The sequence below is a fragment of the Myxococcus sp. AS-1-15 genome, assembly GCF_020037055.1.
Lineage (GTDB): Bacteria > Myxococcota > Myxococcia > Myxococcales > Myxococcaceae > Myxococcus > Myxococcus fulvus.
On record NZ_JAIQDF010000004.1, the window covers coordinates 195,856 to 211,188 of the forward strand.

General features: G+C 69.6%; 14 protein-coding genes, 2 tRNA genes and 1 pseudogene. 8 read left to right on the top strand and 9 right to left on the bottom strand.

Features of this window, described 5'->3' with window-relative positions; translation table 11 throughout:
• Nucleotides 1–123 precede the first annotated feature (123 nt).
• The gene (locus K8625_RS13955) at nucleotides 124–2,166 is read left to right on the top strand and encodes a protein kinase (RefSeq protein ID WP_223782993.1); all 2,043 of its coding nucleotides are present in this window, start codon (nucleotides 124–126) and stop codon (nucleotides 2,164–2,166) included.
• A gap of 74 nt (nucleotides 2,167–2,240) precedes the next feature.
• Here K8625_RS13955 and K8625_RS13960 read toward each other — a convergent pair whose 3' ends face one another.
• Genes K8625_RS13960 through K8625_RS13970 form a run of 3 tightly spaced genes read right to left on the bottom strand, consistent with a single transcriptional unit; the run spans nucleotide 2,241 to nucleotide 4,605 of the window.
• Nucleotides 2,241–3,146: a myxosortase-dependent metalloprotease, MXAN_2677/MXAN_2678 family gene (locus tag K8625_RS13960; RefSeq protein WP_223782994.1), complete on the bottom strand. Its 906-nt coding sequence runs from the start codon at nucleotides 3,144–3,146 to the stop codon at nucleotides 2,241–2,243.
• Nucleotides 3,143–4,042, bottom strand: a complete 900-nt coding sequence (locus K8625_RS13965; protein ID WP_223782995.1) for a myxosortase-dependent metalloprotease, MXAN_2677/MXAN_2678 family — start codon at nucleotides 4,040–4,042, stop codon at nucleotides 3,143–3,145. The genes K8625_RS13960 and K8625_RS13965 overlap by 4 nt, the downstream gene beginning before the upstream one ends.
• Complete coding sequence (locus tag K8625_RS13970; protein WP_223746784.1) at nucleotides 4,039–4,605, bottom strand: hypothetical protein; 567 nt, start codon at nucleotides 4,603–4,605, stop codon at nucleotides 4,039–4,041. The genes K8625_RS13965 and K8625_RS13970 overlap by 4 nt, the downstream gene beginning before the upstream one ends.
• An 89-nt stretch (nucleotides 4,606–4,694) precedes the next feature.
• On the opposite strand from K8625_RS13970, the gene gltX reads away from it, so the two are divergent.
• The 5 genes from gltX to K8625_RS13995 all read left to right on the top strand — a co-directional run bounded on the left by gltX (nucleotide 4,695) and on the right by K8625_RS13995 (nucleotide 7,668).
• Nucleotides 4,695–6,134 carry a glutamate--tRNA ligase gene (gene gltX / locus K8625_RS13975; RefSeq protein ID WP_223782996.1) on the top strand — a complete coding sequence of 480 codons (1,440 nt, stop codon included), beginning with the start codon at nucleotides 4,695–4,697 and terminating at the stop codon, nucleotides 6,132–6,134.
• 77 nt (nucleotides 6,135–6,211) lie between these two features.
• Nucleotides 6,212–6,598, top strand: coding sequence for a hypothetical protein (locus K8625_RS13980; RefSeq protein ID WP_223782997.1), 387 nt, complete (start codon nucleotides 6,212–6,214; stop codon nucleotides 6,596–6,598).
• Between the two features lie 76 nt (nucleotides 6,599–6,674).
• Nucleotides 6,675–6,745 (top strand) — tRNA-Gln (locus K8625_RS13985).
• A gap of 111 nt (nucleotides 6,746–6,856) precedes the next feature.
• Nucleotides 6,857–6,928 (top strand) — tRNA-Glu (locus K8625_RS13990).
• Nucleotides 6,929–6,987: 59 nt separating this feature from the next.
• Entirely contained in the window at nucleotides 6,988–7,668 is a 681-nt protein-coding gene (locus K8625_RS13995; protein WP_223782998.1) for a DUF2625 family protein, read from the top strand.
• Between the two features lie 9 nt (nucleotides 7,669–7,677).
• On the opposite strand, the gene K8625_RS14000 is transcribed toward K8625_RS13995, so the two are convergent.
• Nucleotides 7,678–8,649 (bottom strand): response regulator, encoded by a 972-nt coding sequence (locus tag K8625_RS14000; RefSeq protein ID WP_194869019.1) that lies wholly within the window; start codon nucleotides 8,647–8,649, stop codon nucleotides 7,678–7,680.
• A 58-nt stretch (nucleotides 8,650–8,707) separates the two neighbouring features.
• On the opposite strand from K8625_RS14000, the gene K8625_RS14005 reads away from it, so the two are divergent.
• Nucleotides 8,708–9,304 (top strand): hypothetical protein, encoded by a 597-nt coding sequence (locus K8625_RS14005; protein WP_141323249.1) that lies wholly within the window; start codon nucleotides 8,708–8,710, stop codon nucleotides 9,302–9,304.
• On the opposite strand, the gene K8625_RS14010 is transcribed toward K8625_RS14005, so the two are convergent.
• Both K8625_RS14010 and K8625_RS14015 read right to left on the bottom strand, forming a co-directional pair.
• On the bottom strand, nucleotides 9,276–10,433 hold the full coding sequence (locus K8625_RS14010; protein WP_141323248.1) for a sensor histidine kinase: 1,158 nt from the start codon (nucleotides 10,431–10,433) through the stop codon (nucleotides 9,276–9,278). The two genes, K8625_RS14005 and K8625_RS14010, sit on opposite strands and share 29 nt — an antisense overlap.
• 238 nt (nucleotides 10,434–10,671) lie before the next feature.
• Nucleotides 10,672–10,974: a DUF2795 domain-containing protein gene (locus K8625_RS14015; protein WP_223746780.1), complete on the bottom strand. Its 303-nt coding sequence runs from the start codon at nucleotides 10,972–10,974 to the stop codon at nucleotides 10,672–10,674.
• 178 nt (nucleotides 10,975–11,152) lie between these two features.
• Between K8625_RS14015 and K8625_RS14020 the strand changes: the two genes are divergently transcribed.
• Complete coding sequence (locus tag K8625_RS14020) at nucleotides 11,153–11,398, top strand: hypothetical protein (protein ID WP_223782999.1); 246 nt, start codon at nucleotides 11,153–11,155, stop codon at nucleotides 11,396–11,398.
• 70 nt (nucleotides 11,399–11,468) lie between these two features.
• Here K8625_RS14020 and K8625_RS14025 read toward each other — a convergent pair whose 3' ends face one another.
• From K8625_RS14025 to pdhA, 3 genes and pseudogenes are all read right to left on the bottom strand, one after another.
• Entirely contained in the window at nucleotides 11,469–13,094 is a 1,626-nt protein-coding gene (locus K8625_RS14025) for a pyruvate dehydrogenase complex dihydrolipoamide acetyltransferase (RefSeq protein ID WP_223783000.1), read from the bottom strand.
• A gap of 5 nt (nucleotides 13,095–13,099) precedes the next feature.
• A pseudogene (locus tag K8625_RS14030) lies at nucleotides 13,100–14,095 on the bottom strand (pyruvate dehydrogenase complex E1 component subunit beta); the annotation flags it as partial.
• A 42-nt stretch (nucleotides 14,096–14,137) separates the two neighbouring features.
• Entirely contained in the window at nucleotides 14,138–15,262 is a 1,125-nt protein-coding gene (gene pdhA / locus K8625_RS14035; protein WP_223746916.1) for a pyruvate dehydrogenase (acetyl-transferring) E1 component subunit alpha, read from the bottom strand.
• Between the last annotated feature and the right edge of the window lie 71 nt (nucleotides 15,263–15,333).

Below are 15,333 nucleotides of genomic sequence, written 5' to 3' on the forward strand. Positions count from 1 at the left end.
TCAGCCGCCTCGACAGGTCGGGTGTCCGCCAGGCGGGGAGTGCGTCCGGAAGTGAAGATATGGTTTGATGCGGACCCGGCACACTCCTGGAGAATCCATGTTGCTTGTTGTCAGGGGGTACGAATGATCAAGGGCGACTCGCCGAACCCCGAGACGCCTGGCGCGCCGGGCGCGGATCCGCTCATCGGTCGCACCCTGAACGGCCGCTTCAGCATCCTGGAGCCCCTGGGTGTCGGAGGAATGGGCAAGGTCTACCGCGCCCTGCAGGCCCCCCTGGAGCGAGTGGTCGCGCTCAAGGTGCTCAACCCCAGCTTCCCCAGCAGCAGGGATCCAGGCTTCCAGAAGCGCTTCCTGCGCGAGGCGTCGCTGACGTCGAAGCTGCGCCATCCCAACACCGTCACCGTCATCGACTATGGCCAGACGGACGACGGCATCTTCTACATCGCCATGGAGTACCTGGACGGTCGCACGCTGGCCCAGGTGCTCGGGCAGGTGGGGCCGCTGTCCTGGTCGCGCTCGGTGGCCATCGCGCAGCAGATCTGCCGCTCGCTGCGCGAGGCGCACAGCCTGGGCATCGTCCACCGCGACCTGAAGCCCGCCAACATCATGCTGCTCAACGAGCAGGATCAGGACCTGGTGAAGGTCCTGGACTTCGGGCTCGTGAAGTCGGTGGCGGCGCCGCAGGAGGGGCAGATCTCCCCGGAGATCACCCAGAACGGCACGTTCCTCGGCTCGCCGCAGTACATGGCGCCCGAGCAGGCGCGCAACGCGACGGACGCGCGCAGCGACGTGTACTCGCTGGGCATCGTCCTCTTCCAGATGCTGATGGGCCGGCCGCCGTTCATCGCGCGCGACCACATCGAGCTCATCTTCGCCCACTACAAGGAAGCCCCGCCCACCTTCCAGCAGCTGCGTCCGGACCTCGCGATTCCGCCCGAAATCGAGGGCGTGGTGCGCCGCTGCCTGGAGAAGGACCCGGCGCGCCGCTTCCAGACGATGGACGAGATGCTGGAGGGCCTGCGCGAGGCGAGCATGTCCGCGGGCGGCAACAGCGGCATCTTCAAGCGCCCCGGCGGCGCGACGACGACGGGCCCCTACCCCTCTCCGCTGTTCTCCAGCGTCGGCAGCGCGTCCACCGAGTCGGGTGACACCCTCGCCGTGGACATCAGCGTCGAGGTGCCGGTGGCGGTGCAGCGCGCCCGGCAGCGCACGCTGCTCATGGGCGGGCTCGGCGGCGTGGTGGTGGCCGGCCTCATCGCGGGCGGCGCGGTGCTCTTCATGGGCAACAAGGAGACGCCCAAGCCCGCCGAGCCGACGCCCGCCGCCGTCGCGCAGGCGCCGGCGCAGGTGGCTCCCGCGGCGCAGGCGGCGCCCACGCCCGCGGGCAACCAGAAGGTCCGCTTCAAGCTGATGAGCCAGCCCAGCGGCGCGCGCGTGTTCTACCGGGGCAAGGAGCGCGGCGTGACGCCGTTCACCCTGGAGCTGCCGCCGGGTGAGGATGGCACCATCACCGTCGAGCTGACGTTCGCGCTCGAGGGCTACCAGATGGAGACCGTCGTCACGGGCGGCTCCGGTGACGTGGTGCTGTCGCAGAAGCTGCAGAAGCGCCGCGGCGGCCGGGGCGGCGGAGTGGAGGTGGCGACCGCCTCCTCGTCGTCCTCGGATGACGTCGACGTGCCCGAGCCCGTGGCCACGCCCGGGGGCATGTCCGCGCCGGTGATGCTCGCGCCCACGCAGGCGCCCGCGGAGCCGGCCGTTCCCCCCACGGCGGGCGCGGTGGGCGCGGCGGCGGCCACGCAGGCCAAGGGCGTGTCGGGTGGACTGACGGTGCCCGTGCTGCCCACGGCGGCGCTGGCCTCCGCGCGCGGCGACGTGCTGCCCTACAACGAGGACATGCCCCGGCCGGAGATGATCGACCAGAGCAAGGACCTCATCTACACGCGCGAGGCGATGGCGGCGAAGGCGGAGGGTGTGATGATCACCCGCTGCACCATCACCACCAAGGGCCGCGTGGAGAAGTGCCGCGTCATCAAGACGGTGCCGTACATGGAGAAGGCCGTGTTGGACTCGCTCCAGTCGCGCACCTACAAGCCCGTCATCTACCAGGGCCATCCGGTGAACGTGGACTACACCTTCAGCATGCGCCTGGTGGCTCCGCGCCGCTGAAGTCCGTCAGGCCCTTCGAGGACGTGAGCGCCGCCCCCGGTCTTCCGGCAAGGGCGGCGCTCCTGTCTCGGGCCTCAGCCGCGCCGCCGCCGTGCACGCAGTAGCGCGAGCGCCGCCAGCCAGCCTCCGGCCACGACGGCGCCCGGCGCCGAGGCGCAGCCGGTGCCGCGCCCGTCTCCCAAGAGGGCCAGCCCCGTGTTCTTCATGATGCACTGATTGGGCGGCAGCCCCTTCGGGTAGATGGAGCAGAAGCCCTCGGCGGAGCCCGCGTCGATGATGCGCTTCTGCGTCTCACCGAGCGGCGCGGTGCGCTCCATCGTCGCGCCCGGATAGGGCACGTGGTCCAGCCCCACCACGTGGCCAATCTCGTGCGTCATGGTGTTCTGCAGGTCCATGGCCACGCAGTCGACGGACTCGGAGCCCTCCACGCACGGCGGAGCGTCCACCGTGGTGAAGAGGTACCCCGCCGCGTTGACCTCGATGTCCGCGTCCCACACCCGCCCGCTCTCGACGCCGTGGGAGGAGATGGTGATGGCCAGCGTGCGCGAGTCCTCGTCCCAGCACGCGTACTTGTTGCCGCAGGTCATCTCCGTCCAGCACGCGTCGTCTTCAGGGGCGACGTCGAAGCAGTACGTCTCACGGAAGGTGATGATGTTGTAGTTGGACGCGGGGTCCTCCTTCACGTACCCCACCTCCACCTTCCCCTCCCAATCCCTGCCCCGGCGGAACGTGTAGTCGCTGCACGTCGCGGCCACGCGCCGCCACGACTCGAAGGAGGCCTCGATGGCGGCCACCTCCGTGTCGCCCGGCGTGCGCGCGCTGCCGGCGGCATCCAGGTGGTAGACGTACTCGGGGGCGGGCCAGACCAGACACATGCGGCCGTTCCCGTTCGCCGTGGTGCGGCGGTAGGGATACGTGTCCTGAGCCACGGCGGGCGCGCTGGCGACGAGCGTCAGCGCGAGCACCAGGGGCCTTCTCACGGGCGGCCCTCCGCCGCGCCGCGCCTGCGCCGACGCAGCCACGCCCACGCGAGCAGCGCCGGCCCCATCGACGTCGCGGTGGCGCCCGTCGCGGAGCAGCCCTTGTCGCCCACGGGGCCGCCCACCAGCGTGTCCATCGCCGGGTGGAAGTCGGACTGGCTGGGCTTGCCCTTCGGATAGACGTCGCAGACGAAGTCGCGCGAGCCCGGGTCGATTTCGCGCTTGGACACCTCGCCCGGCGGCGCGCTCGGGAACATGGTCGAGCCCGTCACGCGCGTGTGGTCCAACCCGATGAAGTGGCCAATCTCGTGCGTGGCGGTGTTCTGCACGTCGGTGGCGACGCAGTTGCTCTGCCCCTGCGCCGTGCACGGAGGCCCGTCCACCGCGGTGAAGAAGTACCGGCTCGCGTTGAAGGAGATGTCCGAGTCGTAGATGATGCCCGAGCGCTTGTCGTACGTGGTGAGGGTGATGGCGAGCGTGCCGTCGTCGTCATCCCAGCAGTCGTGCTGGTTCGCGCACGTCTCCTCTTTCCAGCAGGGGTCGGTCGACTGCACCAGCCCGCTGCAGTTCTGGGTGCGGAAGAGCACCACGTTGTGGTTCGTCTTGCCGCGCAGGTAGCCCACCTCCCGCGAGTCCACCAGCGGCCCCTCCCGCAGCGACAGGTTGCCGCAGGAGGTGAAGATGTCCTGCCAGCTCTGGAAGGAGGCGCGGATGGCCTGGAACTCGGTCTCCCCCGGCGTGACGGGGTTGCCGTCGCGATTCAGGCTCCAGGTGACGAGCGGCACCGTCCAGTACAGCGCCTGGGTGGATGGGTCTCCCGCCGTCACCCGGCTGCGCACGTACGGGTCGAACTGACCGACGGCCATCAGCGTGAGCAGCGTGGCCACGGGCATCACGGCGTGGACCCCTTCTTCAGCGCGGCGCGCACGGTGGCCTTCAGCTCCTCCAGCGTCCGGGGCTTCTGCGTGGCCGTCGTGGGCTTGCGCGTGACGGGGTCCAGGAGGAGCGCGTCGGAGTGCTCGGGGATGACCATGGCGGGCTTGCCGGCCTCGTCGCGGCGCACCTGGAACTTGCCCTGCGCCATGCCGGCGACGCGGAAGGCGGAGGCGCCGCGCTTGCGCAGGAAGACGACCACCTCCTCGTCCTTCTTGAAGGTCGCCAGGCCATGCACCGTCTGGCCGACGTCGCCCACCTCGCCTCCGGGCTGCGTGACGAGCACCGTGTTGCCCGGCTGGCCCTTGAGCGGGTCGGTCACCTGGACCTCGATGTCGGTGACGATGCGCCGACCATCCCCGCTCCAGCGGCTCTCCACGCGGCGCACGACGCCATGAACGACGGCATCCGCTTCCTGGGAGAGCTGCGTCACGTCCACGCGAAGCTGCGTGGTCGCGGACGCGGTCCATCCCCCCAGGAGCGCCACCGTCAACATTCCCAAGCGAAATCGCTGACGAATCGACATACGCGTTATCTCCCTCGGGGCGCACCATACCTCAGCGCGCCCATCCGCGTTGACCCCTCGACCGCCTCCCTGCTAATCCGCGCGCCCGTATGACTTCCGCCCCTCGCGTCCGCTTCGCTCCGTCTCCCACCGGATACCTCCACATCGGCGGTGCCCGGACGGCGTTGATGAACTACCTGCAGGCCCGCCGCTATGGCGGCACCTTCATCGTCCGCATGGAGGACACGGACCGCGTGCGCTCCACGGAGGCGTCGGTGCAGGCCATCCTCGACGGCCTCGAGTGGCTGGGCATCGACTGGGACGAGGGCCCCGGCAAGGAGGGCCCTCACGCGCCCTACTTCCAGACCCAGCGCCTGGACACCTACCGCGAGCACTCCCAGCGCCTCCTGGCCGAGGGCAAGGCCTACCGCTGCTACTGCACCCGGCAGGACCTGGAGGCGCAGCGCGAGGCGGCCGAGAAGGCCGGCGCCTTCTACAAGTACCCGGGCACGTGCCGTGAGCTGAAGGGCCCGCCCGAGGGCCGCCGCGAGGAGGAGGCCGTCATCCGCTTCAAGATGCCCTCCACCGAGGGCACCGTGTCGTTCGACGACAAGGCGCTGGGCGTCATCACCAAGCCCTACTCGGACCTGGACGACTGGGTCATGCTGCGCGCGGACGGCATCCCCCTCTACAACTTCGGCTGCGTCATCGACGACCACCTGATGGACATCACGCTGGTGGCGCGCGGGCAGGAGCACGTCAACTCCACCTTCCCCCAGCTGATGCTCTACATGGCGCTGGGCTGGAAGCCGCCCGAGTTCGCGCACCTGCCGCTCATCCTCGGACCGGACCGCGAGAAGCTCTCCAAGCGCAAGCACCCCGAGGCGGACGTGATGCTGCACAAGCGCACGGGCATCCTGCCGGAGGCGCTCAACAACTTCATCATCCGGTTGGGCTGGAGCCACGGCAACGACGAGGTCATCAGCCGCGAGCAGATGAAGGAGTGGTTCGACTTCTCCGGCGTCGGCACCACTTCCGGCGTGTGGAACCCAGAGAAGCTGCTGTGGCTCAACCAGCAGTGGATGAAGGAGCTGCCGGAGGCCACCGTCGCGGAGCGGCTGGTGCCCTTCCTCGAGGCCAAGGGCTTCCAGGTGAAGGGCGACTCGCGCCTGGTGCCGCTGGTGCACGCGCTCAAGGAGCGCTCGCGCACGCTGGAGGAGATGGCGACCACCGCGTCGCTCTACTTCCGCTCCGGCGTCACGCTGGACGAGAAGGCCGCGGCCAAGCACCTCACGGGGGACTCGCTGGGGCTCTTGCGCAAGGTGCGCGACGGCATCGCCGCGCTGCCGGAGTGGACGGTGGAGGCGCTGGACGGCGTGGTGAAGTCCGTCAGCGAGTCCTCCAGCGTGGGCATGGGCAAGGTGGCACAACCCGTGCGGGTCGCCATCACGGGCACCACCACGAGCCCGGGCATCGGCGAGACGCTGCTGCTCGCGGGTCGTGACGAGGCCCTGCGCCGCATCGACGCCGCCCTGGCGCGCGGCGCGTGACCTCCGCCTCACGAAGCGGTGGACGTTCCCCGCTTCGGCCCCTATCTTCGCGAGCCATGATGCGAGCGCTTGACACCATGAGACAGCGTTTTTATAAGGCGCGCCCGCTCGGCGCGTTGATGTGTGCGCTCTGGGCGGTGGTGGCGAGCGCCGAGGTGGTCAGTGGCGCCCAGCTCCCGGACGGCTCCCAGAAGGTGGGGGAGAATCGGTACCGGACGCCGAAAGACTTCGAGGCGACGTTGGATTACTACCGCTCGGTCTACTCGACGAGCAGTTATCCTCGGAGGCAGATCGTCAACCAGCCGGGCGTGAAGGCGGTCCACATCACCAACCCCTCGGGGAAGAACTTCGCGGGGCTGAATATTTACGAGGCGAACGAGGAAGTTCGCATCTACATCGTCCCGACGCAGCAAGCGGCCAAGCCGGCGAAGAAGCCGGAGCCCAAGTCAGGGAAGAAGAAGTAGAGCAGTCAGCAGGAAACGCCCACCGAAGTTGTTGCAGTCGATGGGCGGTGTTGGTAGTAGAGGCAGCCGCAGTGATTGGGGAATCGTCTAACGGCAGGACAGCAGACTCTGACTCTGCTTATCTAGGTTCGAATCCTAGTTCCCCAGCTCGCAGCACCGCAGTCCGCAGCAAAAAAAGCTCGAATCAAGATGGTTGACGAGAGCTGAAGCAGGATGTAGGAAGCAGCAGCAGAAACACGGTGGTTGCAGCGAAATGTCGGCCCTGTCGTCTAGCGGTTAGGACGGTGCCCTCTCACGGCACAAACTCGGGTTCGAATCCCGGCAGGGTCACTCAGACGCCGCCTTCTGAAAAGAAGGCGGCGTTTTGTTTTTCCGGAGTGGGGTGACGCATGCGGCCGCTCGAGGCGTTGCTCGAAACCGAGGACCCCGCGTGGCCGTTGGTGCGGGAGTGGTTGGGCTCGGCGAGCCACCCGGTCGAGGTCCTGCCTCGCGACGAAGCCGCCGCCGGAGCTGTGCTCCACCTGCTTCAGGTGACGACGCGCTCTCCCCTGGGCGCGGTGGCCTACGAGACAGGGGGCCTGCTCGTCGACGGGGGCTGGCTCCGAATCCTGGGCGGCGGAGGCCCGCGCATGCGCGGCAGTCTGGCGACGTGGAATGCGCTGGGCCCGCATCCCGCAGTGGCTGCGAGCCGGGGAATGCTGCTCGTGGCCCATGATGTCCTCGGCGGCTTCTTCGCGCTCGACGGCGGGGCACTCGGCGAAGGGCGAGGCAGCGCGTTCTACTTCGCGCCCGACACGCTCCGCTGGGAGGACCTGGGGCGTGGCTACTCGGACCTGCTGGCCTTCTTCCTCTCTGGAGATCTCGCCGGGTTCTATGGCGCGTACCGCGCGGCCGGCTGGAGCGAAGAGGCCTCGAGGCTCTCACCGGATGAGGGCTTCTCCCTCCACCCTCCCCTCTGGACGGCCGAAGGCAAGGACCTCACCCAGGTGTCTCGACGGGCTGTGCCCATGACGGAGCTGCTGGCGCTTCAGCTCGACCTCGCACGCCAGCTCGACGCCGGCGAGGCCTGAAGCACCGGCTCAAGCCGACGGCGCGAGGATGCTCTGGCGGAACGCGGAGAGCGCGGCGGCCAGTCGGTCCTGGGCTCGCTGGACACCCCGGCGCAACAGCAGCATCCGCACCTTCTCCGGCAGGACGCTGGCGCCCTGCGTGGTGCCGAAGCCCACCAGGTCCATGCGCAGGGTGATGGCCTCCAGCAGGTCACCCAGGTCCGCCTCGGGACTGGCCAGCAGCAGCACATCCGGCGGCCGGCTCTGCAGGCGCTCCGCCAGCGTTCGCCACTGAGGGTCCCCCGTCTCCACCACCACGACGTCCACCTCTTCGAGCTCCGGCGCGTACGGCGGCAGCTCCCGCACCTCGAACCCGGACTCGCGCAGCGACTCCAGTGCCTCGGCGCTGCCCACCACCGCCACGCGGCCCGCCTGGACCTGGCGTGACGACTCCTCGTAGGCCCGGAGCTCCTCCTCCAGCGCCACGTGCGCGGGCTCCGGCGCGTCCTGCCCGGCGGCCAGCAGCGCGGCGGCCTCCCGGGCCACCTCCCGCGCCTGCTCGCGGACTCGCGTCCCGGACGTGCGCCGCTCCAGCGCCGCGCGCACCTTGGCGCGCAGCACCCGCAGGTCATCGAAGGGCTTGAGGATGTAGTCGCTCGCCCCCGCCGCGAAGGCCGCGATGACGGACTCGCTGCTCGCGTAGGCGGTGATCATCAGCGCCTCCAGCGTGGGCTGCAGCGTCCGCGCCTGCGCGACGAGCTCCACCCCGCCCATGCCGGGCAGGTTCTTGTCCGTCACCAGCACGTCGATGCGCTGCTCACGCAGTATCGGCAGCGCCTCCTCCGCGCTCGCCGCCACCAGCACCACGAGGTCCGACTCGCGCTCCAACAAGCGGGCGCAGATGTCGAGCACGACGGGCTCGTCGTCCACCACCAACACCGTCGAGGCGAGCGTTCCCCCCTCCCCACCGTCGCCCTCACCGGTCTCGAACGGGAGATCCATGGCTTTGGAGATTCGCACAGCTTCACGCGGACTTCGAGGCTCGCATGCGGGGACCGGTATGCTTATGCCCGTGGCGAGCTTCGAGGACGCGTTGCAGGAGAATCGGGTGCCCCCGCTGTTAGGCGACGTGCGCCTGCGTTACGACGGGGGCCGGCTGGTGGGGGAATCCCGCCCGCCCCGGTGGGATGCGCGCATGCTGCCGGGCCTGTGTGTCGGTGTCGCCGTGGGCTGCGCCCTGGGCGCCGCCGTCCTGGTGGGACAGGAGAAGGGCTCGCTCCCGGCCGCCTCCGCCACCCTGGCCCTGGTGGCCGCGGCCCTGGTGGGAGCCGCCCTCCGGCTCGAGTCGAAGCTCGGCCGCCGCCGCTTCGTGCTCCACTTCCGCTCGGAGACCCTGCGAGTCGAGCGACTGGCGTGGACTCCCGGCGCCACCCGCACGGAGCTCATCCCCTTCGACGAGGTCCGCGCCGTGCACATCGTCGAGCGCACCGGCTCCGGCTACGCGCTGGTCGTGGAGTACGGCCCCCAGGGCGCCCAGGCCCGGCGCGCCGTGCTGGTGGAGAAGGTGCGCCACGCGGAGGGAGAGACGCTCCACCGCGTGTGGCGCATGCTCAGCAACGCCTTCGGCCTCAGAGGGGCGGGGCTCGCCGGAGGGTGATTTCGATGTCCGTGCCCTCGCCGGGCGTGGACGACAGCCGCAGGTTGCCTCCCGCCTGCGCCACCAGCTCGCGGCAGATGGACAGGCCCAGGCCCGTGCCGATTCCCACCGGCTTCGTCGTGAACAGCGGCTGGAACACGCGCTCCTGCAGGTCCACGGGGATGCCGCAGCCGTTGTCCGCCACCGTCAGCACCACGTCGTCAGGCCGCACCGCCCAGCGCACCTCGATGCGCCCCTGCCGCCCCGTGCCCGACATGGCCTGCGCGGCGTTCACCACGAGGTTGAGCAGCACCTGGCACAGCTTCACCGGCCCGAAGATGACGCGCACCGCCTCGCCGTTGCTCGTCAGCCGTGCCCTGTCCCGCACCTCCGCCCGCGCCAGCTTCACCGCGAAGGAGACCACCTCGGCCACGTCCGCGGTGGCCTCCATGTCCTCGCCGCGCGCCTGGGCCCTCAGGCCCAGCGCCACCTGACGCAGGTGCTCGGCGCCGTCCGCCAGGTCCTTGATGAGCGCGGGCAGGTCCTCCACCGTCTCCGCCACCGACGGGTTCGGGTCCGAAGACAGGTGCTTGGACACGTACTGGATGACGCTCGTCAAATCCCGCTGCAGCGAGGACACGTTCTGCGACAGGTAGCCCACCGGGCCCATCAGCTCGTGCGCGATGCCCGCCGTCACCTGCCCCAGCGTGGCCAGACGCTCCGACTTCATCATCCGCCCTTCCACCTCGCGGATGCGCAGCTCCAGCCGGGCAATCTTCAGCGCGTCGTCCAGCGCCGCCTGCAGCTCCGAGCGGTCCCACGGCTTGACGAAGTAGCGCGTCACCTGGCCGCGGTTCACCGCGTCGATGACCGCCTGCATGTCCGCGTACGCCGTGACGAGCATGCGCTTGGCGTCGGGGGCAATCGAACGCGCGCGCTCCAGCAGCTCCACGCCCGTCATCCCCGGCATCCGCTGGTCGGAGAGGATGACGCCAATCTCGCCCTTGCGCTGCTCGAGCAACGCCAGCGCCTCGCTGGGAGACGCGCTGCGGAAGATGCGGAAGCGCTGTCCGAAGTTCGCGTCGAAGACCCGCAGGTTCAGCGCGTCATCGTCGACGTACAGCACCGCGGGTAGTTCAGACGGGTTCATGACGCTCCTCCTGGCCGGCTATCCCTCAAAGAGGCCAGGCTGGTGCCGCCTAGAATAGCGCCTCCTCCGACTCCCTTTCTGCTGGGTGCCGACGGAACCGTCCCCCCGGGACGTAATGCCTCGCGAACTCTAGACCAACCAGACAGGTTTGACCCCCAGGAAAATCCAGACGAGTGCCCGTCACCCTGCCCGCTCACCGGGCATGCCGGCGACGGGAGGGCGCAGGAGGAGTGAGGGTTCAGCGAGTGGAGGTGAGGACGGGCGCGGGTGTGTCCGGGGACGCCAGGGCATCACCGGTGTCCTGCTCCAGGGCCACGGCCACCGCGTCCACGGAGGCGAAGCGGCCCCTGGGGAGGGCGCCCAACAGCGAGAGCACCGTGGGCGGGGCCTCGTTCTCACGAGCCACCCAGGTGAGCTCTTCCGCGGTGAGGGGGAACACCGCGCCGAGCAGGGCCTGATGCAGCGACTGCGCGAGAGGCAGCGGCGGGCCCACCCGCTCCTCCAACTCCGACACACCCTGGACAAGCCGTTCGCGTGTCATGTCGTCGTTCATTTGGACGAAGTTAAGCAGCGAACCGATTCGGCTGCCGGCCTTTTTTTCGTGCCCGCCCAGCAACCGGGAGAGCGGGCCACGCAGCGGGCCCCGGGTGGCCACCTTCCGCGGGGCGCCCCACCGTTAATCGCGCAACTTCACACGCACCCTCAGGAGGGACTTCGTCATGGCGCACCAGGACAAGCCCGACGACAAGCCGCGCAAGGCGGGCAGTGACGCGGATTACGCCGAGCGCATCGACCACGTGGAGGCCACGCGCCCCGAGCCCTGGCCCGGAATCCGCGGACGCTCGCACGAGGATGAGCAGGAGCTCCCCACCGGCACGCCGCGCGAGCAGCAGGCCCGGGTGACGGAGGCGCAACGCAAGCTCGAGGAGGAAGAGGCGGGCGAGCGCGAGCCCACCCGCGAGTAGAAACGAGAGGGCCCGCTCCCAGCCGCTCCGGGGACGGAGCGAGGAAGCGGGCCACTCACCTGCAAGCAGCCTAGAAGAGCAGCCGCGTGGGGTGCTCCAGCAGGCCGCGCAGCTCGCGGAGGAACTCCGCGCCGATGGCACCGTCGACGATGCGGTGGTCGCACGACAGCGTGGCCGACATCATCTTGCGGATGACCATCTGCCCGTCGCGCACCACGACCTTGTCCGTCACCGCGCCCACCGCGAGGATGGAGGCCTGCGGCGGGTTGATGATGGCGGCGAAGTTGTCGATGCCGTACATGCCCAGGTTGCTCACGGTGATGGAGCCGCCCGTGTACTCCTCGGGCTTGAGGGCCCGCTTGCGCGCGCGCTCCGCCAGCTCGCGAATCTCCGTGGACAGCGCCTGCAGCCCCTTGGTGTCCGCGTCGCGGACGATGGGGGTGATGAGGCCCTGCTCCAGCGCCACCGCGATGCCCACGTCCACCGAGCCGTGGTGGATGACCTGGTCACCCTGCAGCGACACGTTGACCTTCGGGTAGCGGCGCACGGCCATGGCCACGGCCTTCACGATGAGGTCGTTGACGGAGACCTTGAGGTCCATCGCCTTCGCCTCCTCGCGCACCTTCACCGCGGCGTCCATCTCCACCTCGATGGTGAGGTAGAAGTGCGGCACGCCGGGCTTCACCTCCGTCATCCGCTGCGCGATGACCTTGCGCATGGAGGACAGGGGCTCGGTGCGGGACTCCGCGCGCGCCACCGTCGGCGCCGAGGGGCCCTTCCTCGCGGCCGGCGCGGAGGGCGCCTGCGCGGGGGCCTTCGCTCCACCCTTGGCCAGCGCCTCCTCGATGTCGCGCTTCACCACGCGACCCGAGGGACCCGAGCCCTGCACCTGCGCGATGTCCAGCCCGCGCGCCTGGGCAATCTTCTTGGCGAGCGGACTGGCCCGGACCCGGCGTCCCCCACCGGACGCGGAAGGCGCCTGGGGAGCGGGAGCCTGGACCGGCTGCGCGGCGGGAGCGGCATTGGGGGCCTCGGGCGCGGCGGCCTTCGGCGCGGGAGCGGCGGCGGCCGCCTTGCCCCCCTTGGGCGTGAGGTACGCGATGGGCGAGCCGACCGGGGCCGTCTGGTTCTCACCGACGACGATCTCCGCCAGTGTCCCATCGTCGTAGGCCTCGATCTCCAGGTTGGACTTGTCCGTCTCCAGCTCGGCCAGGGCCTCGCCGGAGGAGACCTTGTCCCCCACCTTCTTCAACCACTTGACGATCTTCCCCTCCGTCATCGTCGGGGACAGGCTCGGCAACTGGATGGCGATGCGGTCCCCACCACCGGACGCGGCGGGGGCGGCAGCGGGCTTGGGGGCCTCGGGCGCGGCGGCCTTCGGCGCGGGAGCGGCGGCGGGCGCGGGAGCCGGCGCGGCGGCCTTCGGCGCGGGCGCGCCTCCGGCAGCGACCTTCTCGCCCTTCGCGCCGACATAGGCGATGGGCGCGCCGACGGGGGCCGTCTGGTTCTCGCTGACGACGATCTCCAGCAGGTAGCCGTCGTCGTACGCCTCGATCTCCAGGTTGGACTTGTCCGTCTCCAGCTCGGCGATGGCCTCACCGGAGGAGACCTTGTCCCCCACCTTCTTCAGCCACTTGACGATCTTCCCCTCCGTCATCGTCGGGGACAGGCTCGGCATCTGAATGGGCGTGGCCATACGGGTCAGGCTCCCTCGCGGTACAGCACCTTCTTCACCGCCGCGATGATCTTGGGCGCGTCCGGCTGCGTCGCGTTCTCCAGGTTCGCCGCGTAGGACATGTTCACGTCGAGCCCCGTCACGCGCTCCACCGGCGCATCCAGGTCGTCGAACGCCTTGGACTGGATGATGTCCACCACGGAGGCGCCCACACCCGCCAGCGCCCAGCCCTCCTCCACGATGACGGCGCGGTTCGTCTTGCGCACGCTCGCGAGGATGGCCTCCTCATCCAGCGGCCTCAACGTGCGCAGGTCCAGGACCTCCGCGTTGATGCCCTCCTTCGCCAACTCCTCGGCCGCCTGCATGCAGAAGTAATACATGCGGCTCCAGGTGATGATGGTGACGTCCGTGCCCTCGCGCTTCACGTCCGCCTTGCCCAGCGGCACCACGTGCTCGCCCTCGGGCACCTCGCCCTTGAGCGCGTAGAGCCGCTCGCCCTCGAACATGATGACCGGGTTCTCGTCCCGGATGGCCGCCTTGAGCATGCCCTTGGCGTCCGCGGGCGTGGCCGGAGCAATCACCTTCAGGCCGGGGAAGTGCGCGTAGTTGGCCTCCAACGCCTGGCTGTGCTGGCTGGACAGCCGGCCGCCGGCGCCGCCCGGGCCCCGGAACACGATGGGGCAGCGCAGCTGGCCGCCGGACATGTGGCGCAGCTTGGCCGCGTTGTTGACGATCTGGTCCATCGCCAGGATGGCGAAGTTCCACGTCATCATCTCCACCACCGGACGCAGGCCCACCATGGCCGCGCCCACGCTCATTCCACCGAAGCCCAGCTCGGAGATGGGCGCGTCGATGATGCGCGCGCTCCCGAACCGGTCCAGCAGTCCCTGCGACACCTTGAAGGCGCCGTTGTAGCGGCCCACCTCCTCGCCAATCAGGAAGACGTTGGCGTCGCGCTCCATCTCCTCGGCGAGCGCCTGGTTCAGGGCCTCGCGGTACATCAACTCGGGCATCGTCGGCTCCGACTCGAAATCAAAAAGGGTTGGGGTGTGACGGGCCGGGCACTAGTTGCTCAGGCCCGCCTTCTTGTCCGCGGCTTCCGCCTGCTCGCGCGGCTCCAGGTCCCAGGTGACCTTCAGCTCCTGGCCGCTCGGGTACTTCGGCCAGTTCGTCACCTTCACGCCCAGCACGCGCTCACGCGGGCGAACGTCCTCCTCGCCCGGCTCGACGATGGTGTCGCGCCACAGCTCCTCCAGGCTCGGCTCCGGGGACTCGTCCGCGAACTTCACCGCGGCGTCCACCTGCGCCTTCACCTCTTCCTCGATGCGCTCGAAGTCCGCGTCCGCCCCCAGGCCATTCTTGATGGCGTAGTCGCGCAGCTTGGGGATGGGGTCGTTCTTGCGCTCCTCCTCCACCTCCTGCTTGGTGCGGTAGTTGGCCGGGTCCGCCATCGAGTGGCCACGGAAGCGGTACGTGTTCGCCTCCAGCAGCACCGGGCCCTTGCCCGCGCGGCACCACGCGGCCGCGTCCTTCACGGCCTCGTACATCTTCAGCACGTCCATGCCGTCCACCGGCTCGCCGCGCATGTCGTACGCCGCGGCGCGCTTGTAGATCTCCGGCACCGCCGACGTGCGCGCGATGGCCGTGCCCATGCCGTAGCGGTTGTTCTCGCAGATGTAGATGACCGGCAGCTTCCACTTGGACGCCATGTTGAACGTCTCGTGGAGCGCGCCCTGGTTGGCCGCCGCGTCGCCGAAATAGCAGACCGTCACGCGGTCCTCGTTGCGATAGCGGCTGGCGAAGGCCATGCCGGCCGCGAGCGGAATCTGCCCGCCGACGATGCCGTAGCCCCCGTAGAAGTGGTGCTCGATGTCGAAGATGTGCATCGAGCCGCCCTTGCCCTTGCTGTAGCCGGAGCCCCGGCCGAACAGCTCCGCCATCACCATGCCCGCGTCGCTGCCGCGCGCCAGGGGCTGGCCGTGGTCGCGGTAGGCGCTGAGCATGTAGTCGTCCTGGCGGATGGCCTCCACGGGCCCCACCGCCACCGCCTCCTGCCCGATGTACAGGTGGCAGAAGCCGGCGATCTTCCCCAGCGTGTACTGCTGACCCGCGCGCTCCTCGAAACGGCGGATGAGGTACATCTTCCGGTACATCGTCAACAGCTGTTCTTTCGAGTACGGGCTGGCCACCGCGGGTGCCTCCATGCAGGCCGTCCCTCCTCACCCGGGGACGGCGAATGCCGTGCGCCTCATAGCGCGCG